At 51.8% G+C, this 24,361-nt stretch carries 24 protein-coding genes and 1 pseudogene; 8 read left to right on the forward strand and 17 right to left on the reverse strand.

Annotated elements, in window-relative coordinates; all coding sequences use genetic code 11:
- Nucleotides 1–908: 908 nt before the first annotated feature.
- Nucleotides 909–2,153, forward strand: coding sequence for a tryptophan permease (mtr, locus tag ACM615_RS12070; protein ID WP_129638797.1), 1,245 nt, complete (start codon nt 909–911; stop codon nt 2,151–2,153).
- Nucleotides 2,154–2,291: 138 nt separating this feature from the next.
- Here the strand turns inward: mtr and ACM615_RS12075 are convergent, their stop codons facing one another.
- The 5 genes from ACM615_RS12075 to ACM615_RS12095 all read right to left on the reverse strand — a co-directional run bounded on the left by ACM615_RS12075 (nt 2,292) and on the right by ACM615_RS12095 (nt 6,116).
- On the reverse strand, nt 2,292–2,471 hold the full coding sequence (locus ACM615_RS12075) for a hypothetical protein (protein ID WP_112286608.1): 180 nt from the start codon (nt 2,469–2,471) through the stop codon (nt 2,292–2,294).
- 213 nt (nt 2,472–2,684) lie between these two features.
- Nucleotides 2,685–3,539, reverse strand: a complete 855-nt coding sequence (locus tag ACM615_RS12080) for a metal ABC transporter permease (RefSeq protein ID WP_129638798.1) — start codon at nt 3,537–3,539, stop codon at nt 2,685–2,687.
- Complete coding sequence (locus tag ACM615_RS12085; RefSeq protein WP_129638799.1) at nt 3,536–4,390, reverse strand: metal ABC transporter permease; 855 nt, start codon at nt 4,388–4,390, stop codon at nt 3,536–3,538. Before ACM615_RS12085 ends, ACM615_RS12080 begins: the two co-directional genes overlap by 4 nt.
- Nucleotides 4,387–5,166, reverse strand: a complete 780-nt coding sequence (locus ACM615_RS12090) for a metal ABC transporter ATP-binding protein (protein ID WP_129638800.1) — start codon at nt 5,164–5,166, stop codon at nt 4,387–4,389. The genes ACM615_RS12085 and ACM615_RS12090 overlap by 4 nt, the downstream gene beginning before the upstream one ends.
- The gene (locus ACM615_RS12095; RefSeq protein ID WP_113877315.1) at nt 5,163–6,116 is read right to left on the reverse strand and encodes a metal ABC transporter substrate-binding protein; all 954 of its coding nucleotides are present in this window, start codon (nt 6,114–6,116) and stop codon (nt 5,163–5,165) included. Before ACM615_RS12095 ends, ACM615_RS12090 begins: the two co-directional genes overlap by 4 nt.
- A 189-nt stretch (nt 6,117–6,305) precedes the next feature.
- Here ACM615_RS12095 and mntR point away from each other — a divergent pair, with 189 nt between their 5' ends.
- From mntR to ACM615_RS12110, 3 genes are all read left to right on the forward strand, one after another.
- Nucleotides 6,306–6,746 carry a manganese-binding transcriptional regulator MntR gene (mntR, locus tag ACM615_RS12100; protein WP_112286701.1) on the forward strand — a complete coding sequence of 147 codons (441 nt, stop codon included), beginning with the start codon at nt 6,306–6,308 and terminating at the stop codon, nt 6,744–6,746.
- Between the two features lie 282 nt (nt 6,747–7,028).
- Nucleotides 7,029–7,364, forward strand: coding sequence for a hypothetical protein (locus ACM615_RS12105; RefSeq protein WP_314720933.1), 336 nt, complete (start codon nt 7,029–7,031; stop codon nt 7,362–7,364).
- 15 nt (nt 7,365–7,379) lie between these two features.
- Nucleotides 7,380–7,919 carry a glycine zipper family protein gene (locus ACM615_RS12110; RefSeq protein ID WP_129638802.1) on the forward strand — a complete coding sequence of 180 codons (540 nt, stop codon included), beginning with the start codon at nt 7,380–7,382 and terminating at the stop codon, nt 7,917–7,919.
- An 87-nt stretch (nt 7,920–8,006) separates the two neighbouring features.
- Here ACM615_RS12110 and ACM615_RS12115 read toward each other — a convergent pair whose 3' ends face one another.
- From ACM615_RS12115 to ACM615_RS12125, 3 genes are all read right to left on the reverse strand, one after another.
- Nucleotides 8,007–8,819, reverse strand: coding sequence for a Cof-type HAD-IIB family hydrolase (locus ACM615_RS12115; protein WP_129638803.1), 813 nt, complete (start codon nt 8,817–8,819; stop codon nt 8,007–8,009).
- Between the two features lie 117 nt (nt 8,820–8,936).
- Nucleotides 8,937–10,106 (reverse strand): MFS transporter, encoded by a 1,170-nt coding sequence (locus ACM615_RS12120; protein ID WP_129638804.1) that lies wholly within the window; start codon nt 10,104–10,106, stop codon nt 8,937–8,939.
- Between the two features lie 87 nt (nt 10,107–10,193).
- A complete protein-coding gene (locus tag ACM615_RS12125; RefSeq protein ID WP_129638805.1) occupies nt 10,194–11,192 on the reverse strand; it encodes an ROK family protein in 999 nt (332 codons plus the stop codon).
- 173 nt (nt 11,193–11,365) lie between these two features.
- Between ACM615_RS12125 and ACM615_RS12130 the strand changes: the two are divergent.
- From ACM615_RS12130 to ACM615_RS12140, 3 genes and pseudogenes are all read left to right on the forward strand, one after another.
- A pseudogene (locus ACM615_RS12130) lies at nt 11,366–11,462 on the forward strand (type VI secretion system tube protein Hcp); the annotation flags it as partial.
- 11 nt (nt 11,463–11,473) lie between these two features.
- Nucleotides 11,474–11,866 (forward strand): polymorphic toxin type 44 domain-containing protein, encoded by a 393-nt coding sequence (locus ACM615_RS12135; protein ID WP_129638806.1) that lies wholly within the window; start codon nt 11,474–11,476, stop codon nt 11,864–11,866.
- Entirely contained in the window at nt 11,844–12,275 is a 432-nt protein-coding gene (locus tag ACM615_RS12140; RefSeq protein ID WP_129638807.1) for a hypothetical protein, read from the forward strand. The genes ACM615_RS12135 and ACM615_RS12140 overlap by 23 nt, the downstream gene beginning before the upstream one ends.
- A gap of 49 nt (nt 12,276–12,324) precedes the next feature.
- Here ACM615_RS12140 and ACM615_RS12145 read toward each other — a convergent pair whose 3' ends face one another.
- From ACM615_RS12145 to ACM615_RS12160, 4 genes are read right to left on the reverse strand one after another with little or no spacing between them, the layout of a single operon-like run.
- Nucleotides 12,325–13,212 (reverse strand): serine hydrolase domain-containing protein, encoded by an 888-nt coding sequence (locus ACM615_RS12145; RefSeq protein WP_129638808.1) that lies wholly within the window; start codon nt 13,210–13,212, stop codon nt 12,325–12,327.
- A gap of 52 nt (nt 13,213–13,264) precedes the next feature.
- Complete coding sequence (locus tag ACM615_RS12150; protein WP_129639443.1) at nt 13,265–13,987, reverse strand: amino acid ABC transporter ATP-binding protein; 723 nt, start codon at nt 13,985–13,987, stop codon at nt 13,265–13,267.
- Complete coding sequence (locus ACM615_RS12155) at nt 13,974–14,738, reverse strand: amino acid ABC transporter permease (protein ID WP_129638809.1); 765 nt, start codon at nt 14,736–14,738, stop codon at nt 13,974–13,976. Before ACM615_RS12155 ends, ACM615_RS12150 begins: the two co-directional genes overlap by 14 nt.
- Before the next feature lie 60 nt (nt 14,739–14,798).
- Nucleotides 14,799–15,566 carry a basic amino acid ABC transporter substrate-binding protein gene (locus ACM615_RS12160; RefSeq protein WP_129638810.1) on the reverse strand — a complete coding sequence of 256 codons (768 nt, stop codon included), beginning with the start codon at nt 15,564–15,566 and terminating at the stop codon, nt 14,799–14,801.
- Between the two features lie 222 nt (nt 15,567–15,788).
- Between ACM615_RS12160 and ACM615_RS12165 the strand changes: the two genes are divergently transcribed.
- On the forward strand, nt 15,789–16,568 hold the full coding sequence (locus tag ACM615_RS12165) for a hypothetical protein (protein WP_129638811.1): 780 nt from the start codon (nt 15,789–15,791) through the stop codon (nt 16,566–16,568).
- 41 nt (nt 16,569–16,609) lie between these two features.
- Here ACM615_RS12165 and kup read toward each other — a convergent pair whose 3' ends face one another.
- The 5 genes from kup to tssH all read right to left on the reverse strand — a co-directional run bounded on the left by kup (nt 16,610) and on the right by tssH (nt 24,318).
- Nucleotides 16,610–18,484, reverse strand: a complete 1,875-nt coding sequence (kup, locus tag ACM615_RS12170; protein WP_129638812.1) for a low affinity potassium transporter Kup — start codon at nt 18,482–18,484, stop codon at nt 16,610–16,612.
- A gap of 90 nt (nt 18,485–18,574) precedes the next feature.
- Complete coding sequence (locus ACM615_RS12175) at nt 18,575–19,291, reverse strand: hypothetical protein (protein ID WP_129638813.1); 717 nt, start codon at nt 19,289–19,291, stop codon at nt 18,575–18,577.
- 362 nt (nt 19,292–19,653) lie between these two features.
- A complete protein-coding gene (locus ACM615_RS12180; protein WP_129638814.1) occupies nt 19,654–20,241 on the reverse strand; it encodes a GNAT family N-acetyltransferase in 588 nt (195 codons plus the stop codon).
- A 157-nt stretch (nt 20,242–20,398) separates the two neighbouring features.
- On the reverse strand, nt 20,399–21,727 hold the full coding sequence (locus tag ACM615_RS12185) for a VasL domain-containing protein (protein ID WP_431011960.1): 1,329 nt from the start codon (nt 21,725–21,727) through the stop codon (nt 20,399–20,401).
- 20 nt (nt 21,728–21,747) lie between these two features.
- Complete coding sequence (gene tssH / locus ACM615_RS12190; RefSeq protein ID WP_129638816.1) at nt 21,748–24,318, reverse strand: type VI secretion system ATPase TssH; 2,571 nt, start codon at nt 24,316–24,318, stop codon at nt 21,748–21,750.
- Nucleotides 24,319–24,361: the final 43 nt, after the last annotated feature.

Raw genomic sequence — 24,361 nt, forward strand, 5'->3', positions numbered from 1 at the left:
CATTTAACATTCATCAACTTAATTACGTGTACTGCTTAGGTAATGCAACTGCTAAAGATGTACATATTCTCACAGGATATATTTTTACTGCCTGGTAACGCTATCCTCCTATAATTTTGTGGAATAACATCAGTATCCTGCTCGTTTCATTTACCCTTCTGATATGTCTCGGGATAAATGAGTACATCACCCTCGCGATATATACTCTTTGATGCGTGGCCTTACTTTCGTCGCGACATTCTCGATTTCATACTTACGTACCCAAATCGCGAACATTACTCTAACTAACAAGGCGTTACATCATCGCGTTTTCGTCCACATCATGCGATTGCACAGCTTTACTGCGTGGCCTTAAAGCATCATCTCACGGACTTTCAAATAACGCCCGGTGTTGAATCACCCATACTAAAATACTTCGTGGCCTTTATCGCATCTCATTACTGACAAGTTTATCAACTTGCTAATTGCACCGCGAAATAAAAATTTCTTTTCACTTCTCTCTGGTGCTGAGTTCTAATTTACTCGCTATATGTTGTGTGTCAACCCTGTATTTTCAAACAGGGTTTTTTATTTTTGTTAGATAAGAAATCGTAATGAAATCTGTGATCTGCGCCAGGAATACCCCGCACCCTATTAACCGCAAAATTGCACAACGTTAATATTTTGTACACATTTTCGGCGTTATTTCCCTGCTCACCTTCGTGAATGCCCTGTTCAGCTTCTGAATGTGGGCTTTTGTATCAGCAAACTAGTTCAGCAGTGTACAAACTACTTCATTTCCACTATATTGCCGCGCTTAAGACCAAAATCGCAGCACAAAACAGCGATTTTTGTTCGTTATTTCACTCATTTCTTTTTCAGCCATTCTTTCAACGAATTCTGACAAAAGCCACGCGAGGATACGCACTATGGCGACGCTTTCCGTGACCGCCCCGCAACGTTCTGTACTGGGCGGCGCAATGATTATTGGTGGAACGATCATCGGCGCAGGGATGTTTTCCCTGCCAGTGGTAATGTCCGGCGCCTGGTTTTTCTGGTCTGTAGCTGCCCTGATTTTTACCTGGTTTTGTATGCTGCATTCCGGACTGATGATCCTCGAAGCAAATCTTAACTATCCGGTGGGATCGAGTTTCAATACGGTGACCGGCGATCTGCTGGGTAAACACTGGAACCGGCTGAACGGCATCACTATCGCGTTCGTTTTGTACATTCTGACCTACGCCTATATTTCCGCCAGCGGCTCGGTGATCCAGCACACGTTGCGTGAGATGTCGGTGAGTTTTTCTCCCCGCCTCGGCGGTCTGCTGACGGCGCTGGTCGTGGCCTTTATCGTCTGGCTGAGCACCCGTGCGGTGAGCCGGATGACGGCCATTGTGCTTGGCGCGAAAATAATTGCCTTCTTCCTGACTTTCGGCAGCCTGCTGTGGCATGTGAAACCGGTGAATTTGCTTAACAGCGTCGAAATTAATCCGAGCTACATGCCTTATGTGCTGGCAACGCTGCCGTTCTGTCTGGCGTCATTTGGCTATCACGGCAATGTGCCGAGCCTGATGAAGTACTACGGCAAAAATCCGCAAATCATCAGGAAGTGTCTGCTGCTGGGTACGCTGATGGCGCTCGGGCTGTACATCATCTGGATGCTGGGAACGATGGGCAACATTCCGCGTCCGGAATTCATCAGCATCGCTGAACGGGGTGGCAATATTGATGTGCTGGTGCAGTCACTGAGCCAGATACTTAACAGCGCCGGTCTGGACTTGCTGCTGACGATTTTCTCAAACTTTGCCGTCGCCTGTTCATTCTTAGGGGTGACGCTCGGCCTGTTTGATTATCTGGCGGATCTGTTTAAATTCAACGACAGCCGGACTGGTCGCTTCAAAACGGCGCTGGTGACGTTCGTTCCGCCCATTATTGGTGGCGTGATTTATCCCGACGGTTTCATTTATGCGATTGGTTTTGCCGGACTGGCGGCAACGGTCTGGGCGGTGATTGTTCCGGCGCTGATGGCACGCGCATCACGCCAGCGTTTTGGCAGCCCGCTGTACCGCGTGTGGGGTGGGAATAAAATGATCGTACTGGTGCTGCTGTTCGGCGTGCTCAATGCGGCAGTACATATTCTTTCAAGCGCGAATCTGCTGCCGGTATATCGTTAATTCAAACTGCAATGTCCGGCAGACGTGCATATGGCAAAGATGGAGGAAAAAAGAGGAAATTGGTGGGGAGCTGACATCACGCAGCCTGTTCTTTACGTAATACAAACAGGCCGCGATCACAGAGAAGGTTGTTAATGTTTAAGCTTTATTTACCGAAACAATTTCTTTGATGAAGGTGAAGCTTGAATCACCATGATCTGTTTTGATCATCGGGTAAATTCTCTCTCCCTTCTTCACAAAGCCAGTTACTTCGTGGGTTGAGCCGTTCTTGACAGTAAAGCTATCGCCAACACTGATGGAACTTGCTACTTCGCTCATAACAATCCTTAACGCTTACTTCATTGAACTTCATTAAACCCTTTTGTTGCCGGTCGATGGTAGGCCTTTATGCGACAGGTAGCCAGCGCCGTCGTGCCGTGGTTAATCAGGCGGAGGCTTTTCCAGTTCGACAGGAGCAAATTGTTGGGTCATCAGGATCTCTTTAAATAAGGAATACATGCACACAAGCATGCCAAACCTGCACTGCGGACACTATGCATTCGGTGCTGACTGCCGGGATTTAAACGGTTTACGCAAAAGATGCACAGCTAATGCCAGCAGGAAAAGCATAGCCTGAATCAGCACTATCGCCGGTCCGGTCGCTGCATCGATATAAAAACTGATAAAGGTGCCGGAAATGGCGGCAATAAGTGACACCGTCACAGCGACGATTATCATTTTCGGCAGTGTCTTACACAGCAGAAACGCAGTAATGCCTGGCGTAATCAGCATTGCAACCACCAGTACAACACCCACGGCCTGCAACGCCGCGACAATGGTCAGCGCCAGCATACACAGCAACGCATAGTGATAAAAACGTACCGGCAACCCGACCACTTTCGCCTGCACCGGATCGAAACAAAATAACATCAGGTCTTTGAATTTGATGATAATCGCCAGTGCCACCACCAGCGCGATAATCAGCGTTTGCAGCATTTCACTGTCCGTCACGCCCAGCACATTGCCGAACAGAATATGGCTGAGATGCTGCTCCGTATTCACCCGGGAAAACAGCACCAGACCGGCAGCAAACATGCCCGAGAAGACAATGCCCATCACCGAGTCTTCTTTGACCCTGCAATGCTCTTTGATAAAGCCGGTTGCCACGGCGCAAAACAGACCGGAACCAAACGCGCCAATCACCAGAGGAATACCCGCCAGATAGGCCAGTACCACGCCGGGCAACACCGCGTGGGAAATCGCATCGCCCATCAGCGACCAGCCTTTGAGCACCAGAAAACAAGAGAATATCGCGCAGACAATGCTGGTCGCCATACTGGTCAGCAGCGCGCGCTGCATAAAGTCGAAGCTCATCGGCTCCATCAGTACATCAAACCAGGACATCATGCGCGGCTCCGGCATTTGATACGTAAATGACTGGCCAGCCAGCCGTGTTTTGGCGCGAATAAAAACGCCAGCAGGAAGACCGCGGTTTGCAGGCAGACGATGACGCCGCCGGTTGCGCCATCCAGGTAATAGCTCAGCCAGGCGCCCGCCGCGCTGGTGACTGCGCCGATAATCACCGAAATAATCAACACATGGGAGAAACGATCGGAAAGCAGATAGGCCGTCGCACCGGGCGTGATCACCATGGCAATCACCAAAATTGCGCCGACGGTTTGTAACGCCGCCACGCTGCACGCGCTGAATATAGTGAAGAAAATGATTTTGAGTCGCAGCGGAGAAAGCCCGACCGAAACCGCGTGCGCCTCGTCGAAAAATACCGCCAGCAGGTCGCGCCAGATCACGCACAGCACCAGCAGGGAAACGCCGACGATAATCTGCACCTGCAAAATATCAGCGTCATCGATACCTAAAATATTGCCGAACAGAATCGACTGCACGTTAACGGATGTCGGATTAAGGGAAACCAGCAACAGCCCGAGCGCAAAGAAGGTCGAGAAGACGAAGCCGATGATCGCGTCTTCGCGCAGCTTGGTGAAATGGCGCAGCAGCGTCATGGAAAGCGCCGCCAGAATGCCGGTACCGAAGGCTCCGATGGCATACGGAAAGCCCAGTGCATAAGCGCCTGCCACACCCGGCACGACGGAATGCGAGAGCGCATCGCCCATCAGCGACCAGCCTTTAAGCATCAGATACGCCGATAAAAATGCGCACACCGCGCCGACACCGGCACTCACCCAGATGGCTTTCACCATATAGTTATACTGAAACGGCTCCAGCAACAGCGCCATCATACCGCCCGCCTCACCGGTTCCTGTGGCACTAAATAACCAATGTTCCTCAGCGCGCCGCCAAAGGTATTTTCGAGATTATGAGAGGTAAAGGTAGTGTCGAGCGCACCAGCCGCGATGACCGTGCGGTTGATCAGCACCACGCGGTCGCAGAAATCCGGCACACTGGCGATGTTGTGCGTCGAAACCAAAATCAGATGCCCTTCTTCGCGCAGCTGGCGCAGGAGTTCGATAATGGCATTCTCAGTTTTGATATCCACACCGGTAAAGGGTTCATCAAGCAGCATGACGCGCCCTTGTTGTGCCAGCGCCCGCGCCAGAAAAACGCGTTTTTTTTGCCCGCCGGAAAGCTCGCCAATCTGCCGATGCGCCAGATCAGTGAGGCCTACGCGAGCCAGCGCCGACGCCACCCGTTTTTTGTCTTCCGCCGATGGGATCCGCAGAAACGACATTTTGCCGTAACGCCCCATCATCACCACATCACGCACCAGCACCGGAAAATTCCAGTCCACATCTTCCGACTGGGGCACATAAGCGATAAGGTTTTGCTTCAGCGCTTTCGCCACGTTCAGACCGTCCAGCGTCACGCTGCCGTGCGTAGGACGGAGTATTCCCATGATGGTTTTAAACAGCGTGGATTTACCGCTGCCGTTAACGCCGAGCAGCGCGCAAATCGAACCGCCGTGCAGGGTAAACGAGGCATTTTCAATCGCGGTATGACCGTTGTTATAGGTCACCGAAATGTCATCAACGTTAAGATTCAGCGCGGCGTTACTCATTGTCCGAACCCTTCTGCAATGGTACCGACCGTGACTTTCAGCAGATCGATATACGTGGGAACCGGGCCGTCAGTCGCTGACAGCGAATCGACATACAACACGCCGCCGTATTTCGCGCCGGTTTCCTTGCTGACCTGTTTTGCCGGTTTGTCTGAAATCGTGCTTTCGCTGAACACCACCGGAATATTCTGCTGACGCACCAGATCGATGATTTTTTTCACCTGCTGCGGCGTGCCCTGTTCTTCAGCATTGATTGGCCACAGATAGGCCTCTTTCAAATCATAATCTTTCGCCAGATAACTGAACGCGCCTTCACTGGTCACTAACCAGCGCTGCCCTGCCGGAATTTTTGCCAGACGTTCACGCAGCGGCGCATCTAGCTGGCTGATTTTTTGCGCATAATCTTTGGCGTTACGATCGTAGGTTGCGGCATTTTCGGGGTCATATTTTACAAGCGCCGCTCGGATATTTTCGACATACACCAGCGCATTTTTAGCCGACATCCACGCGTGCGGATTCGGATTGCCCAGATACGGCCCTTCCTGAATCGGCAGCGGCGTTATGCCGTCCGTCACGGTGACCGAAGGCACATGTTTGATGTTGGCGAAGAAGCGCCCGAACCAGCGTTCAAGATTAAACCCGTTCCACAGGATCAGATCGGCGGATTGCGTTTTCACAATATCCCGCGGCGTAGGCTGATAGTCGTGGATCTCAGCGCCCGGTTTGGTGATCGACTCCACGGTGGCGGCATCGCCGGCTACGTTCTGCGCGATGTCCTGGATCACCGTGAAAGTGGTCACCACTTTAAACTTTTTTTTGTCCTTGCTGGCTGCCTGGTCTGCCGCCTGCGCGTTGCCGGTGATCAGCGCCACAATCATGCCCACCAGCATCAGCCGTAAACGAAACGGCGAATGGCTGAATAATTTTAAGATGTGTCGTCCATTTTCCATGAAAATCTCTCCTGTCAATCTGCGCATCAAACGGCGGTTTATTATTCAGGTATAGCACAGGCTATACTCCATAGCCAATGCAAAGTTTTCATAAATTGGTAGATATGTGGACTTGGTTTACAATGCGTGGGTTGCTGCGGTGAGCGCGGCTGCGGTGAAAAACCGTTGAGCAAGAAAGAGGCAGGCGTAGTGAAAGATAAAAAAATGAATCCATTACTGGATGTGGAAGAACACGCGCAGGGTTTCTTACAGGTGCGCGAGGCGCATCGCCGGGAATTAATGGATGATTACGTTGAGCTGATTTCAGATTTGATTCACGAATTTGGCGAAGCGAGACAGGTAGATCTGGCCGCGCGTCTGGGTGTTTCCCAGCCGACAGTGGCAAAAACCCTGAAACGCCTGGCCAATGCCGGACTGGTTCACCAGCTACCCTATCGCGGAACCTTTCTTACACCGGAAGGTGAGAAACTGGCGGCGGAAAACCGCGAACGTCATAACGTGGTTGAAGCGTTTTTCATCGCGCTCGGCATCAGCGCAGAGACAGCGCGTCTGGATGCTGAAGGTGTGGAGCATCACGTCAGCGATGAAACGCTGGAAGCCTTCAGACGTTTTACAGCAAGTAAGAAATAACACCTTAAATTCGAATTTTTTAATTCTCAGCCCGGATTTGCTGTGGCAAAACCGGGTCTGAAATATGAATCCCCCGCCTCTCAAACCCTGAACGTAAACAAACGTTTGCTGTTGAATTTTTTGGTCACAATTGCTGCCACAGCCTTGTCATATTCACCCTAATCCCCCGCCAACCATTTAGCCGCAACAGGCGTATCGTTATCCTCAGGAGTGGTAGGTTTTATCACTTCGGACATCCGCTCAATGCACTTCGAGGTCGTTATGAAAAGGCTGTTGTTGTTGATGCTTACTGCTGGCGCGCTGATGTCGGCCAGTTCTGCGTCGTTCGCCTACGGTTATTACGGTCATGGCTATTACGGTCACGGCTATTACGGCCATGGTTATTACCATGGCGGCTATTATCGCGGGGGCTGGTATGGGCCGGACGTGGTGATAGGCATTCCTCCGCCGGTCTATTACGGCCCGCCAGCCGTCGTTTACGCTGCGCCACCGCAGCCGCAAACGTATGTCGAGAAACCCCCGGCTTATGCGTATTACTGTCAGAATCCGGCGGGATATTATCCGCGAGTCCCGGCCTGCCCGCGCGGCTGGATGAAAGTGGTCGCAGGACCACGTTAACAGGCGGTAAAAGTCATGAACAGGTTTACTCCGGTGGCGGTTCTCGCCTTAGCCGCGACCTTATCCGGCTGCGTTTCTCCCCCAACCCGACCAGATGTGATGGTGCTGCCAGGTACCGGAAAGGATTATCAACAGTTTCAGATGGATGAAATGTCATGCCGTAACGCGGCCTATGGCAGTGTGAATGGCGGCGCAGAAACTGCCAGTAATAATGCCGCCGGTACCGCTGCTGCCGGGACAGTCGTGGGCGCGGCAGCCGGAGCACTGATTGGCGCAGCGTCGCATCAGGCCGGTCCGGGCGCGCTGATTGGCGCAGGCAGTGGTTTGCTGATTGGCAGCGCAATGGGCAGCAATAATGCGGGTGCCAGCAGCGGCGACTTGCAGGATCAGTACGATACGGTGTACACGCAATGTATGTACGCCAAAGGTAATAAGGTGCCGGTAGACGCCAGCGACGGTTACAGCTCGAATCAATCACCGCAATCGCCGGTTCCGCCGGATTACTACCCTGCAGAGCCCGGTGACAGCGGCGTTCCACCAGACTATGTGCCTTAATCTTCATTACACAATCTTCATTACACAATGCTAAAAAGGCTGCCGTTTTACGCGGCAGCCTTTTCGTTTTAATGCACATTGAACTGTTTAAGCGAATGGCGCGCGACCGTTCAGCACGTCATCAATCACTTTCAGCACGCCCTCATCTCGGTTAGATGGCGCGACGTATTTCGCGGCGGCTTTTGCCGGTGCAGAGGCATTTTCCATCGCAAAACCGTAACCGGCATAGCTGAGCATTTCCAGATCGTTGCCGCTGTCGCCAAACGCCAGCACTTCGTCATCGCGGATACCATAAATCTGCTGGATTTTTTGCAGACCGCAGGCTTTGTGATTCCCGCTGATGATCAGATCAACAGAACCATGTCCGCTGGTCACCGGTGCAACAATCCCGCCAAGGTTGGCGTTAACTTCACCCATCAGCGGATAGACATCGTCTTCCACGTAGCTCAGTGCAAATTTGAAAATCGTATCGTCGATTTCTGCGTATTGATGCACTTTTGTCAGTCGGTGATAGTAACGGCGCATACGACTGATGAAATCCTCATCGGTGCCGCAGAGCACATAAGCCCCTTTGCGCCCACACACAATGGTGTTAATGCCCGGCGTACGACTTATCCATTCCAGCACCTGCGTCACCTGTTCCGGCTCAAGCTTGCCGCAGTAAATTTCCTGTTCTTTATCGACCACATACCCGCCGCCTTCCGCAACGTAAGCAATTTGTGTATCGAGATCATCAAAGAACGATTTAAGCTGGTAATACTGGTTGCCGCTCGCCACCACAAATTTAATGTCACGTTGCAAAAGTTGCTGATATTGCTCGCCAAAGCGGGCTTTATTGTATTCGTGCTGCGGATTGAGAAACGTTCCATCCATGTCTACGGCGATAAGTTTTACGGCCATTACTGCTCCTTACAGAGTCGGATTTTAAATCAATCAGGCTAAAAGAGGGCTGGCGGTTTTTACGCGCCAGCTGGCAAATTTGCCACTCAGTTATAAATCATTGGTCTTTGAAAACAATCAATACTTCAGTTTGTATGCGCCAAACGTGATGACCATAAACGCCGCCGCGACCGCCGAGAATGCGACATACAAACTGGAAAGATGGGCAATAAAGCCGATCAGCGCCGGACCGCCCAGCACACCGAGATAACCGAGCGTTGCCACCATCGCCACCGCCATATTGACCGGCATCACTTTTTCCTGACCGGCCAGCGTAATCAGCACCGGAACAATATTCGCTGCGCCTATCCCGACCAGCGCAAAACCGCACAATGGCAGGATCCAGCCCGGCAACAGCACAACCATCAGATAACCGGCGATACCCAAAATCCCGCCGATAATCAGGATCCGTTTGCGCCCCAGTGCACTGACAATCGCATCACCGGTCAGGCGCATCAGCGACATCGCCACGGCAAATACCGCAAAGCCCCAGCCCGCATGTTCCAGCGCCAGACCGCGATCCTGTGTCAGGAAGACACCGCCCCAGTCCAGCACCGCGCCTTCGGCCATAAAACAAATCATCGCCATCACCGCCATCAGCACCAGACGGAAATTCGGTCTGGCTTTCGGCTGGCCTTCTTCAGGATCCTCATGCGCGCCAAACGGTAACATTCCGCGATAAGAATACGCCGTCAGCGCGATAACCAGCACGACGGCAAAAAACGTGCTGCCGAGCGGCGTGATACCGGCACTGAGCAGCAACGCACCGCCACCGGCTCCGGCGATCCCGCCCACGCTCCACAGGCAATGAAACCCTGACATCAGTGGTTTATCCGCGGCCTGTTCCACCAGCGTGCCCTGCACATTGACGGCTACATCCGCCAGCCCGATGCCCATGCCGAAAATAAACAGACTGAGCGCCAGCAGCCAGATGTCACTGAACACCGCCAGCAGCGGCAGCATCAGACAGTACAAAATGACCGCCGCGACGATCACTGCCCGACAGCCAAACTTGCCGATAATCCGTCCCGATCCCAGCATCGACAGCAGCGAACCAGCCCCGAGACACAGCAGCAGTAACCCGAGATCGCCCGCCTCTGAATGCGTGCGCAGCTGTGCATACGGAACCAGCGCCGCCCAGAGCCCCATCGCCATACCGGTGACAAAAAATATCGCCCGCGTCGCGACACGCCGGACAGGACTTCCGGCATGAATACCGTTGTGCGCAATTTCAGATGACAGTGACATCAGGTTCTCCCGCGAGGTGAAGTTAGTTATTAAAAGTCTTTTAATAAGTACGCAGTATAAGGGGGCGAACAACAAAGTCAACCGGCGTTATTCACCGAAAGCCATGTGCAGATTGTAGTTGCTGAGCGTCAGTTCCGCGATGCCCTGAAGATAATCCTGACGCATCGACGGGCGGTAAGTCAGCTGCGGCATATGCTGTGCGGGAATGTGCCGCAGGCAAAGCGTCGTCAGCTCAGGCAGCAGTGCTTCAGTTATTTTTGGGCCGGAAAGCGCGATGGTGGCCGGGTTGATAATGGCGGTCAGCGAGACAATCACTTTCGCCATTTCTTCTGCGACCGGCAGTTTATCCAATCCTTCAAAAGGCAGATTCGACACTTCCCCTGCAAACTGGCTGGCACCCTGTAATACCTGACCGTTAATCACCATGCCACAGCCCAGACAAGGCACCTCAGGTTTGAAGAGATACGCCACCGGCGCGGTAATGCCTGCGCAACTGCTGCGGTAAAAACCCCATGCGGTGTAGTTCATGTCGTTATCCGCCTGAACATAAATCCCGAACTGTTCACGCAGTTGCTGCTCAACCGCCACACCGGCAAACATGCTGATATCACAGGTCGTGACGGTTCCTTTTACCACCACGCCGGGCAGGCCAATGCCCAGCGCTTTAATATTGGGATAGTCCGCCAGCAGGCTGCCAATTTGCTGATAAAACGTCGCCAGCGTCATCGGTAAAAAGCGGATTTCACCCTGCGCCAGACTTTCACCGGTGGCTGAATTCACCGACCAGACAATCTGTGCGGCAGCGTCGCTGCCCTGCGCGTACAGGCTAAGTACCGAGAAATAGTTCGGGTTATACGCATAGCGCTGCGCCGGACGGCCGCCACGCGAGACGTCGAGTTCCAGCGCCAGCACTTCGTGTCGCTGGCTCAGATCATTCAGCACTGCGCCGCAGGTGGCGATACTCAGACCGGTGACACCCGCCAGTTCCGCCTTCGTCGCCGAGCCCAGAGATTTCAATGCATTCGTCACCAGCACGACATTGTTTATCTTCATTTCACGGGTGGTACGGTTTGAAGGGATGATCATGTTGCCTCGGGAATGCGGGTAAGAATTGTGGGTAATTTAGCACAAAGTTAAAAAAGCCAGGATCCTGGAAAGACAAAAGTCAGCACGCCGTGAAATAACCAAGCTCCACCACTGACCTTTTAAAATGACAATTAGCATATAAATCAAGTTGTTGCAATTAACATTAAAGATGTTTAGAACAGATAGAGTTTCGTTACGAAAAAATCACATGGAAACACTGCGACGGAAATCTCATTTTCTGACTCATGGAATGAACGTAAAACAGCCTAAGGGAACTCATTATGGCTATTATTCCTATAATGCCAGCCCCTGGGTTTAGTCTTCTGAATAAAAATATTATGGAGGCAAAAGCACGTGGCATGAGCAAGGGAATGGCAACCCCGGCAACTTATTACTGGTTTTATCATAAGGTAAGAAATCGCGGAATATGGGACTATAAACAACAGAACAAGAAGCTGGCTAATTTTGGCAATTTTAATTTCGGGGCTACCGGATATGTTGCGGGTATCCCGCCAGATATTTTACTCATGGGCGGTGGATTCGCACAAAGTATGGCGGGCAACTCCAGAGAAGAATGGAGCAATTGGTATGGCGTAGCGCCTTACGGAGATGACCCGGTTGATCAAAGATGGATTAAACAAGGTATTGATTATGCCAAACAGCATGGTTATTAAATGGGGGCACCGTATAGTAACCGTCGTTTTATTACTGCTGGTAGCAAGCTATGTTGCTTATCAGCATTACACTGGGCCACCCTATAATGATGCACTATTCAAATCGCAGCAATTAAACGAAAACACATGGCTCTACGTCACGAAATATCAGGGCGGGGGTGCGACGGTTTCCGAAGTCTATCGTTACTACTTGTCCGGAAAGATAGCTGCGAATCCCGTGAAAGCCCTGGGGGAAATGTCCCCATTTCTTACATCAGATAGCGCCGAGGCCAAAGTTACTAAAATTGGCCGTCTTGTAACAGTAAGAATAACTGGAAGGATTTACGACTTTACTAATTCAGTTTTGTACACCTCTGATGGGATCGAATATATCCCATCTATCGAACTGTTTGCGTATCCACCACCTTAAAGTTTGTTAACACACGGCTTCCGAGACTGGGAGCCGTGTTTTTGCCCTTTTACCCGAAATTTTGCACCAGCCTGCCCACTTCTGTTTCTGCCACGCCTTCGTGATGCCCGTCAGTAAAACAGGCACCGGTCACAGGTTCGCGGAGATCCGGGAAGTGATAGACCGCGTTCACGCACGACGGGCCGCCGCCTGAATGACCGGCTGAACGTCCCGCGTCTCCCATCGCGCCGCTCATCAGCCCCAGCGCGTAACCGCATTCTGTCCACGGCCGTCCTTCGAGGGCATCGCCAAGCGGGATGGTCACCTGCATTTCAGCCATCGACGCAGCGCTCAGCAGTTTACCGCTGAATAATCCGTGCAGCAGTCTGGCCGCATCCCGCACATTGCCTGCCAGACAACCGTGATAGACCCAGCCCGGAGGGTATTTTCCGGCGGCTTCACAGTGCAGTTGTGCGAATTCCTCGCGCGTGGTGACAAGTGCGATACTGGTCAGTCCTAGCGGTGTGGTGATGAAGTCAGTCATCAGTTGCGCAAAACTCAGCCCTGACGCGGCTTCAATGTGTTCGCGGGCCAGCATGTAGCCAATGTTGGAATAAGACCAGCCCGCGCCCGGCGCAAACAACATGCCTCTGGCTAACGCGGCACTGAGCAATTTTTCGCGCGACCAGGGTTCTCCTCCGGCAGCGACAGCGTCGTGATAATCTTTCAGTGCGCCGTAATCTGGTAATCCGGCGGTGTGGTTGAGCAGCTGCCGCAGGGTGTAAGCTTCGCCATCAACACAGCCATCCAAATTTACAGTCCCGTTTTCACTGAGTTTCAGCGCACAAATCGCGATCGCGGTTTTCGTGAAACTCCAGTAAGGAAAACGGGCATGCATATCGCCTTCTGCCCTTTCTTCGCCGGAGGCTGAAATACAATAAGAATGGAAACTTTGCATGGTAAACCTCATCACATCAAAGAAAACGGGCGCTGTTTAAGCGCCCGTCGGATCATAATACTTTACTCAAAAATTCGCGGGTTCGCGGATTTTGCGGTGCGGTGAACAGTTGCGCCGGTGGCCCCTGCTCCTGAATCACACCCTGATCGATAAACACTACGCGGTCAGCGACTTCACGCGCAAAGCCCATTTCGTGCGTCACAATCACCATCGTCATGCCTTCGAGCGCCAGCTGTTTCATGACCGCCAGCACTTCACCGACCAGCTCCGGATCCAGCGCTGACGTCGGTTCATCAAAAAGAATGATCGACGGTTCCATTGCCAGTGCACGGGCAATCGCCACGCGCTGTTGCTGACCACCGGACAAACTGGAAGGCCAGGCGTCGATTTTGTCGATCAGTCCGACTTTTTGCAGCAACTTTTCGGCACGGGAAACGGCGTCCGCTTTCGATAATCCCTTCAGCGACATCGGCGCCATAATCAGGTTTTCCAGCACGGTCATGTGCGGGAACAGATTAAAGCGCTGGAACACCATGCCGACGCCGGCACGCAGCGTATTAAGATTGGTTTTCGGGTCATGCACCGCAAAACCGTTCACCACCACTTCGCCGCCATTGGGCTTTTCCAGCGCATTCAGGCAGCGCAGAAAGGTGCTTTTACCGGAACCTGAAGGCCCGATGATGCACACCACTTCTTTCTCTGCGATGTCACAGGAAATGCCGCGCAACACGTGGGTTTCGCCAAACTGCTTCTGTAAATCCTTAACGTGAATCACTTTTGCCAAACCTCTTTTCCATGTGTTGAACCAGCAGCGAGAGCAGGAAAGTCAGAACCCAGTAAACCAGTGAAATAGTCAGGTAGGGTTCCCAGTAGGTGGCGTAAGCGCCGGAAACAGTACGCGCGGCATACGCCAGATCGGCCAGGCCAATCGCCGAGGCCAGCGAGGAATCTTTCACAATCGCGATAGCGTTATTACCCAGCGGCGGAAGAATACGACGGAACGCCTGTGGCAAGATAACCTTGCGCATCGTTTTGCCCCAGCCCATTCCCAGCGCGCGGGAAGCTTCCATCTGACCGTTGTCGATAGACTGAATACCCGCACGGAAAATCTCGGAAACATACGCCCCGGAGTTGAGGGTAATCGCCACCACGCAGGATAAGAATGCACCGTAATCTGAGCGCAGCGCACGGGCGAAATCCGAGGACATCAGACCGTTCGCCACTAAAATGCCGTCACGCGGATTAATAAACAGCGGCACTAAAGCAAAGTGAACCACCATAATCTGCACAAACAGCGGCGTACCGCGAAAAGCACTGACGTAAATACGCACCGGCCATTGCACGGCGAAACGCAGAATAGGTTTCCACGGACCGTCGTCGGCACGGGCCATCCGTCCTAGCCCCAGCAGCAGGCCCCAGGTGGTGCCTAAAATGACACAAATAATGGTGCATTTGATGGTCATCAGCGCGCCCTGTACAAACAGCGGCGCATATTCTGAGATTATCTCCCAGCGAAATCCGGTCATACCTGTCCTTGTTCAGGAGCGTGTTACCGCCCCTGATTAACGTTGTTCGTGATGAGAATATTATTGAGCGGGAAGCGCTGGAACGTTATTGTCAAACCAGGTTTCGTAGATTTTGGCGTAGGTGCCTTCAGCCACGATTTTCTTCAGACCGGCATTGACTTTGCCCAACAGTTCGGTGTTGTCTTTAGCGACCGCAATACCGAAATACTGACGCTCGAATTTAGCATCCGGTACCAGTTTCAGCGCTTTCTCCGGATGGGATTTGATGTAGTACTTCACCACGCCCACGTCACCGACCGCCGCGCCGATGCCGTCTTCCGCCAGCTCCTGCAACATCAGCGGAGTGTTATCAAAACGTTTGATGTCGGTGCTGTTTTTGCCCAGTTCATTGGACACCACGATGTCGCCGGTGCTGGAGTTCACCACACCCACTTTCTGACCTTTCAGGGCGGCCACGGAATCCACTTTAGAGCCTTCAGGCACCACGATGGACTGTTCCGCCGGGAAATACGGGGCGGAGAAAGCCACCATCGCTTTACGTTTATCGGTAATGGTGATGCCAGAAATAATGATGTCACGATCACCGGAATTCAGTGTCGCAAAAATTCCTTCCCACGGCGTATTAACCAGTTTGATATCAAAATCTTCGGCTTTGGCGATCGCCTTGATAATGTCGATATCAAAACCTTCCAGCTGTTTCTGGCTGTTTTCGTATTCAAACGGACGGTATGTGCCGCCGGAACCGACCACGTATGTAGTCTGTGCGGCATAAGCAGATGTGATTAATGAAGAAAGCAGGCACCCGGTGAAAATTAATGACTTAAGCATGGTCACTCCTGTGTGATTGTTATTTTATGCAGTTAATTTGCATAAAAATACACAAGTTGACGAAGCGCTTCAACCGAAATTACAGCGGACTGCTATGAAGAACACATTGAGAAGTGAATAGCAGACTCCTCCGAGTTCCCTGTAAGAACGTTCATCTCTCCCGTGGGATCAGGTATATTGATACGCAGATCACAAAAATCCCTTAAAGGAAGACGTCGCACTATGAGTTATCGCTTCACCCTTGCTGCCGTAGCAGCCGTTATCGCACTCACAGGATGCGCAAAAACGAAAACCGCCGACCAGGCACCGGCTTTCGATTTTGGCTCGACGCGCCTGACCGTTGCGCACGTCCCGACGAAAACCGATGATGGCACCAAACTGTATGTGACCATTGATGATAAGGAGGCGGGTGCGCTGGGGACTGGCGAGAGCATGGAAGTCCAGCTTCCGGAAGGGAAACATAAAGTCGGCGGCTATGCCCGTTCACTGATCGGTCGCGTCACCATTGCGCCGGTCGAAGTCGCGACATCGCGTGATGCGGTCAGCCACGTGACTTATTCTGTGGCAAATCTCAAACCGACGTTCCTGGTTCGCGCATCAACGCCTGTCCCGAAACCGAAGTCAGAATCGATTCCGGCAGAACCGGTTCCGTCGCTGCCGAAAGACATCGAAGCACCGGCAGCCGCCGAACAATCGCAGGCTTCAGCAATGCCAGCGGCTACACCAGCAGCCACTCCGGAAGTGACTCAGCAGACTTCTGCAACGTCTGCGACTTCAACAGCTTCAACGTCAGCAACTCCAGCGCCAGTTGCGACTCAGCCTGCGCAAACCGCTACGCCTGCAACACCGGCGGCGACTCAGCAGACACAAACTGCCGCGCCAGCTGCGCAGACACCGGCCGTTACCGACCTGACACCGACCACTCAGTCGCAAACCTCACAGGCGACGCAGAGTTCGACTACGCCTGAAGTCACTGACCTGACTTCAGCACCGCAAGCGTAATCTGCTTTTCCCGCCGGTTCTCACCCTCCGGCGGGAAAACCTCAGAATTTCACCACCGCACCCAGCTCAATCACCCTGTTCGGGGGAATATGATAATGCTCAGGCGCGCGCAGAGAGTTACGCTGCAAAACCTGAAACAGTTTCCCGCGCGCTTTTAAATACCACGGACGGGGTTCGCCCAGCGTAAATGTGTCCCGCGACATAAAGAAAGACGTCTCGTTCATCGTACACTTCAGCCCTTCCAGCCCGCAGCGGTAGAGAATATCCGTGACATTCGGCGTTTCCCGCCAGCCATAACTGGCAATCACCCGCCAGAATGCCGGTGAAAGCTGTTCAATCGTCACCCTTTTCACGTTGTGAACATAAGGCACGTCTTCCGTCACCACCGTCAGCAGCACCACACGTTCGTGCAAAATTTTGTTGTGCTTTAGATTGTGCAAAAGCACCAGCGGCACTTCATATTGCCCGCGTGACATCACCACTGCCGTGCCCGGCACGCGTTTCGGCGGTGCTTTTTCCAGCGAGGCGATCAGTGCCTCAAGCGCTTCCGGATCCTGCCTCAGGCGGCGCAGCAGGCGCGAACGCTCGGTTTTCCAGGTCAGCATAATCAACAGAATGGTCAGCCCGATGGCCACCGGCAGCCAGCCGCCGGAGAACAGTTTGGTCAGGTTGGCGGCAAACAACGGCACATCAATGATCAGCATCGCTGCCATCATCAGACCGCCAGCCCAGGTTTTCCATCCCCAGTTTTTGACCATGACAATGCCAATCAATACCGACGTAATGACCATCGTGCCAGTGACCACAATCCCGTACGCCGACGCCAGATTGCTGGAATGTTTAAAGCTGACGATGGCAATCAGTACCGCGAAATACAGCAGCCAGTTAACGACCGGAATGTAAATCTGACCGGATTCTTCATCTGAGGTATAGATGATGCGCATCGGCGGCAGATAGCCCATACGCACGGCCTGACGCGTCAGGGAGAACACGCCGGAAATCACCGCCTGCGAGGCAATCACCGTTGCCAGCGTAGCCAGTATCAACAGCGGGATCAGCGCCCAGCCCGGAGCGAGCAGGAAAAACGGATTCACGATAGCATCGGGTTTGCTGAGCAGCAGCGCGCCCTGTCCGAAATAATTCATCACCAGCGAAGGCCCCACCAGAATAAACCAGGCAATGCGGATCGGTTTTTTACCGAAATGCCCCATGTCGGCATATAACGCTTCTCCACCGGTCACCGACAGCACCACCATGCCGAGCGCAAAGAAGGAGACGGTTTTGAATTCCACAAAGAAATGCAGCGCCCAGTAAGGATTTAGCGCCTGTAATACATCGGGATTACGCATAACTCCGCCAATCCCCAGCGCACCGATGGTCACAAACCACAGCACCATCACCGGCGCAAAGATTTTGCCCACGCTGCCGGTGCCATTTTTCTGAATGAAGAACAGCAGCGTCAGCACGGCAATCGAAAATGGAATGATAAAACGGTCGAGCGACGGCTCAATAATCTCCAGCCCTTCAATTGCCGAAAGTACCGAAATGGCGGGTGTTATCACACCGTCGCCATAGAAGAAGCTGCCACCGACCAGCCCGATAAACATGATCGCAGGGATCCACCGCGGATTAAGGTTGCGGATCGCCAGTGACATCAGCGTCAGAATGCCTCCCTCCCCGTCGTTGTCGGCACGCATCACGAAGCTGATGTATTTTACCGACACCACCAGCATCAGGAGCCAGAAAATAAGCGACAGAAAGCCGAATAATGCACTTTGGGTCACGGCGATGCCCGCTTGTCCGGTCAGGCATTCACGCAGGGTATACAGCGGGCTGGTACCGATATCGCCATAGACGACACCAATACACGCCACGGTCACAGTCAGCAGCGATGATTTATTTTTTGTATGCTTCATGAGTGGCTTCACAATTTACCGGGGCGACGTTGGTCGCCCCACACAGAAAGTATAGCCGCTCTTTATGAAGCTCAGAGTTCCTGTGTAACCTTATAACTCAATTACCGGAATGCCTGGGTTATGCTTCATCATTAACTCGCCAGCTTTTCTGGATTCTTTTCTTGCTTGCTGCTTAAAGAATTCGCTGCTGTTTGTGACATATTTAGGCGCAAGAATAATACCTGCCACTTTTATTTCCCTTGTCGCTGGCAGACCAGGGTACAGGCTAATATTTGGACGCCCGATAACGACGATTTCGTTATAATAAGAGCTATTCGTCTGAGACAGGATTTTACGGGGATCCACAATTTTATTATACCCTCCCTCGATATTCTTCGATGGTTTTTTGGCTTTACCGCTGAAGATGCTATCAGACAATGCAGATTTATCAAAGATACGTTGATTTTTCATATCAACACCGGCATGGTTTGGAAACCAGGCATCGCGCGGGAACGTACCTAATATATTCTGGGTTGGCACTTCTAATATAAAACCGGCTTCGAAAAAAAGCCCTGTGGCAACATGCCCCCTTCGGGCAACGGCATCGAAGTTCTTTTTAAGTGCTTTTAAATCAATGAGGGATGTCGACACTATATCCCATGTTTTGAACACAGACTGTGCATCCTGAGTGAGCAAAACACTATTATTCAAATACTGCGTTCTCACGGTATGGACAAGCAACAGGTTTTTCTTATCTCTTGCTTCCCATTTTTTAAGCTCAGCTATATTTATTTCACCCTGCGTTTTAATTTTTTTATTACCAAACATATTACTACTCCTTGAAATATATTTATTCAGTTATCATAATAAAAACAACTGACATATTCATAACTTCACATTGCGATACTGTTACAGTGCATATTGTGAAGCTGTCACTGCTTCGGACATTGAATTCATGCAAAGTTAAAATAATGATATGCCCGCCAACAACACGTAACTTGTTTGATTTCCTTGTTAGATCTGGATCTAGTTACCCTAGGGGCTTTATCAGCATCCATACGATGAAACGCTAGTGTTTCATTATCTCCTGACTCCCGATATAAAGCATATAATTTTTGCACATGAGTTATTAACTTTCTGAAAAATAGATCAACACTACAATCCCTGATAAAGTTTCAGCATTTATTGTTTCAGCCAACAATATCCCAATTCTTCATGATATTACTCCGGAGATTTACATAAATATTATTAATATTCCCCGACCAGAGTGACCCCCGAAAATTTACGTTCTGAAATGACGACTGAGAAAAACGATTGAGCCACTGGGGATTTAATTTTCCACCACCAGACTTGAGTGAAACCCCGCTATCATCCATTCGATTTACGGCACCCACTACAGTTGGATGAAATCCCATTTTTAGATAAAATCCCTGACTGTCGTCCACCGCCACCAGTGAGGCTTGTTCAATCTTCAATTCGAGCCCATATTTTATCGCAGCGAATACTAAAATCTGTCCTAACCCAACAAATTGGTTAGGATTTTCCTTGGTGGGGGTATTGGTATTACCATCGACGTATATTGCTGATATATACAAAAAATCTTTTTTTCCTGATTCACATTGCACAGAACAACGACCCGCAGCAACATCCTGATATGCTTGCGTAAGCAACGAAAAATTCATGGCATTATGGTCATAATCCGGCGGTGATTCCAAATCCTCTGACAACGTCATTATTAATGGTTTTTTACCTTGCGGATACTTTTCTATAAAATGCATATTTTTCCGTACCTCTCCTGAACGATTAGCCTGATGAATTACTTTCGAATATTTGACTACAGATGTACTATTAATGAAAAAATTAATTGTTTTTTAGAGTCTTCATAGGCAGCGATGATTAAGCAATAACCGAGACTTTAAATTTTTTTACCTTTCGCTAATTCAACGTGATACTGGCAGCATTTAAGGCATCTATTCTCTGTGAGATTTGTTTTATCAGGGCGGGGTTAACCTGACGGTTATTCTCCCTGTCCTGTTGAATCGTCCACAATAATGTTTCCGCGCTGGTTCCGTTACGTTGCAGATCCTGGCGTATCTGATATACCGCTGTTTTCAATTCCGACACAGTCATATATTGGCTGTGTTTTTTTTCGGCATTCAGTAAGCGTGCTTCAAGCTCATCAAGATGTTTATTAGCAAGAACGAAACCATCCAGCGCCGGGATATCTCCCGCCTTCTCATCCATTGTGCGCTGCCATTGCGCACTGTATTCATTGCCCGGATAAGCTTTTTCCAGATGGTCAGATAATATTTTTCCTTGCCGCAGCAGCACATCGGAAGGTTGTGCGCTCAGCCAGCCCAGCAAGGGCGCAGCATGGGTTAACACCGCCGTTTTCTGTGCTCGCAATTCGGGTTCCTGCGCCATACGCCAGACCTCATCCAGCTGACCTTCACTGTGTTGCAGTGCCAGTAACGGAGCACTCAGTTTTTCACCGAAACTCAGCGACTGCGCAGAAAACCAGATACCGGCTGCGACAGCACATATCGCGATACCCGCCGCCATCCCGCCCAACGCCCACAAAAGCGGATGCCGACATGGCGCAGACTCCAGACAGATTTCTGCAGGTTCTGCATCCGGCAGCATTTCGGTCACCAGCGCTTTTTTCTCGCTGATGACTTCAGGCGCTGGCTCCGGAACAGGCTGCAAGGCTTTCACTGGTTTTGGCTGCAACGGATAGGGCACCGACCGGCAGCGAACCTGAAGAAAATAATGCAGATTGTTCAGAGAATCATGGCTTCGTGATTGCAGGTTTTTAGACTGTCCGCACAGCACGCCAATACTTTTTTCAACCAGACGCATTTCGCCACTGTTTTCCGGGCCATATTCCAGCGTATAGATATGCGTCGCCACATTTGCATTGAACCAGTCCATCAGTTGCTTACGTTGCTGAACCGCAGCGACAGGTGGCCAGCAACGCTGGCTGTTGTGAGCAAATGCTGTGGACAGCAGATCAAGTGCCAGCGCCAGCCCTTTCCAGCTTTTAAGCCGCAGGTTGATCAGGCAAAACCACATGCCACTTTGCAGGTCATAGCCATATTCATGGAACAGCTGAAAACACTTTTCCTCCAGCGCATTCCAGTCCAGCCTCGCTGGGATGGTGCCGGTCAGCGGACTGAGCTCGCTGCTCAGCAGCAAAAAAGACTTGCTGAGGCGCGGATCGTGCCCGTTGATTTTTAGCGCCCGAAGATTCACCCGGTTTTTCATGGTCAGTCTTTCCCTGTCGTTCAGGCGGGTTGTTTCGCCGCAGAGCGTTTCACTGCTGGCTGTTTGGTCAGTGTGAGCTGATCTTTACTGACACTAATTTGCAGGCGGATATCAGCTTTACTTTCAACTGCCAGCAGGCGGTCAGTCAGCAATGGCAGCAATTCCCGGTTCAGTACGGCATCAATTTCGCGCGCCCCGCTTTGTTCCACCTGACAACGGCTGGCCATGAACTCCACCACTTTTTCACTGTAAGTCAGCGCAGAGTTGCCTTCACCCGCGGCGATAAAGCGTTTGCACACTTTATCGAGTTTGAGTCGGATGATTTTGGCCAGCGTTTCGCCCACAACCGGCAGATACGGGATCAGTTGCAAACGTCCCATCAGCGCAGGACGGAAGAATTTGTCGAATTCGGGGCGCAACAACCGGGTCAGCGCATTTTGATCGGTGCTTCCGGCTGCGCAGGCGGTCATCACCAGATCGCTTGCCAGGTTGCTGGTCAGAATAATGAGCGTATTACGGAAGTTAATCAGCTGACCTTCGGCGTCTTCCATCACGCCTTTGTCGAACACCTGATAGAACATTTCCATCACATCAGGGTGCGCTTTCTCCACTTCATCAAGCAGCACCACGCTGTAAGGGCGACGGCGCACCGCCTCGGTCAGCACGCCGCCCTGACCATAACCGACATACCCCGGCGGCGATCCCTTCAGTCCGGACACCGAATGCGCTTCCTGATATTCAGACATATTGATGGTAATCAGACTCTGTTCACCGCCGAAAAGTAGTTCGGATAAGGCCAGCGCCGTTTCTGTTTTACCTACGCCGGAAGGCCCGGCCAGCATAAAGACGCCGGTTGGCTTAACCGGATCAGCAAGATTGGCGCGGCCGATGCGGATTTGTTGTGCAATTGTCGCTAATGCATGGGATTGCCCAATCACCCGGCTTTCCAGCCGCGCGACCAGATCACTGAGCTGTTGCTGCTCTTTTTCCACCATTCTGCCCAGCGGAATACCTGTCCACCCGGCGATCACATCCGCCACACAGACCGCATCTACGCAGTCATAAACCAAAGCATGGTCTTTATGCATCTCCGCCAGTTGGGTACGCAGTGCAGCGATCTGCGCCACATCCTCACACGCGGTGATCTGCGCCACCAAATCTTGCTGTTGCCGCCAGACGGGCAGCAGTGTCTCTAAGTTCAGGGTAAGTTCGCTTTCACGCTGATCCAGCCATTTCAACCTTGTGGCGTTATCTACTTCTTCGAGCAGGCTTTCCCGTTCGGTATGAATGTTGCTGAGCAGCGCGTTGAGATCTTCGATCTCCTTAGGTTCATGGCATTGAGAAATCGCCACACGGGCACAGGCGGTGTCCAGCAGGCTGATCGATTTGTCCGGCAGCTGACGGCCTGATATATAGCGGCTGGACAAGCGAACGGCAGCCACCAGCGCACTTTCGAGGATCTGCACGCCGTGATGCTGGCTCAGCGCCGGTTTCAGCGAGCGCAGCATGGCGGTGGCAGTTTCTTCATCCGGTTCCGCCACTTTAATGACCTGAAAACGACGTGCCAGTGCGGCATCTTTTTCAAAATACTTTTTGTATTCCGCCCAGGTAGTGGCTGCCACCACGCGCATTTCTCCTCGCGCCAGAGCAGGTTTAAGAAGGTTTGCGGCATCGTTCTGCCCTGCCTGACCACCAGCACCAATCAGCGTGTGAGCCTCATCGATAAACAGGATCACCGGAGACGGATATTCTTTGATTTCTCGTAACAGCGTTTGCAGACGATTTTCAAATTCGCCTTTGACGCTGGCACCGGCCTGTAACAGCCCCATATCCAGCGATAAAATTTCCATTTTCTTCAAGGCTTCCGGCACGCTGCCTTGCGTAATACGCTGAGCCAGTCCTTCGACCAGCGCCGTTTTCCCTACCCCCGGCTCACCGGTCAGCACCGGATTGTTCTGGCGACGACGCAACAGCACATCAATCAGCTGACGAATTTCCTGTTCGCGTCCGAGTGCCGGATCAAGCGTCGCCTTGCGCGCCTGTTCGGTCAGATTACGGGTGAATTTCATCACCGCAGAATCCGCGTTATGATCCACCGGCGCGGCTGCGCTGGCACCGGCATTGTGCACACAAGCGTCACGCAGTAACTGATCGGCGCGATCCGCCTGACACACCAATGCCTGCTGTAGCGCGGGACAAAGGTGCGTCTGAATGTCTTTTTCATTGGCAATCAGACTGCCGAGAAACGCCTGTACCGGAAGCTGCATTTGTTGCCAGCAAGTGCTGGCATGAAGCCAGGATTTTTCCAGATGCTCCACCAGTAATTCCGATAACACCGGACTGCGCGTATTGCCGCTGCGCTGCTGATTCAGGCTGGTTTTCAGTGCATCGACCAGCGCATCGCCGCGCAACCCTGCATTCAGACAGAGTTGCTCAATCATGGCAGGCTGACGCGTCACCACCGCCAGCAATAAATGCTCGACTTCAACTTCATGATGCGTCCGGCTTACCGCCAGACTTATCGCCGCATCGAGGCATTCACGAGCCCCGACATTCATTTTTTCTACAATTTTCTTCAGGTAGTTACCCATAAGTCATCCTGTTTAGTTTTCTCAACCGAGTCTTAAGCAGACA

Source organism: Rahnella sp. PAMC25617 (assembly GCF_050606005.1).
GTDB classification, from domain to species: Bacteria; Pseudomonadota; Gammaproteobacteria; order Enterobacterales; family Enterobacteriaceae; genus Rahnella; species Rahnella variigena.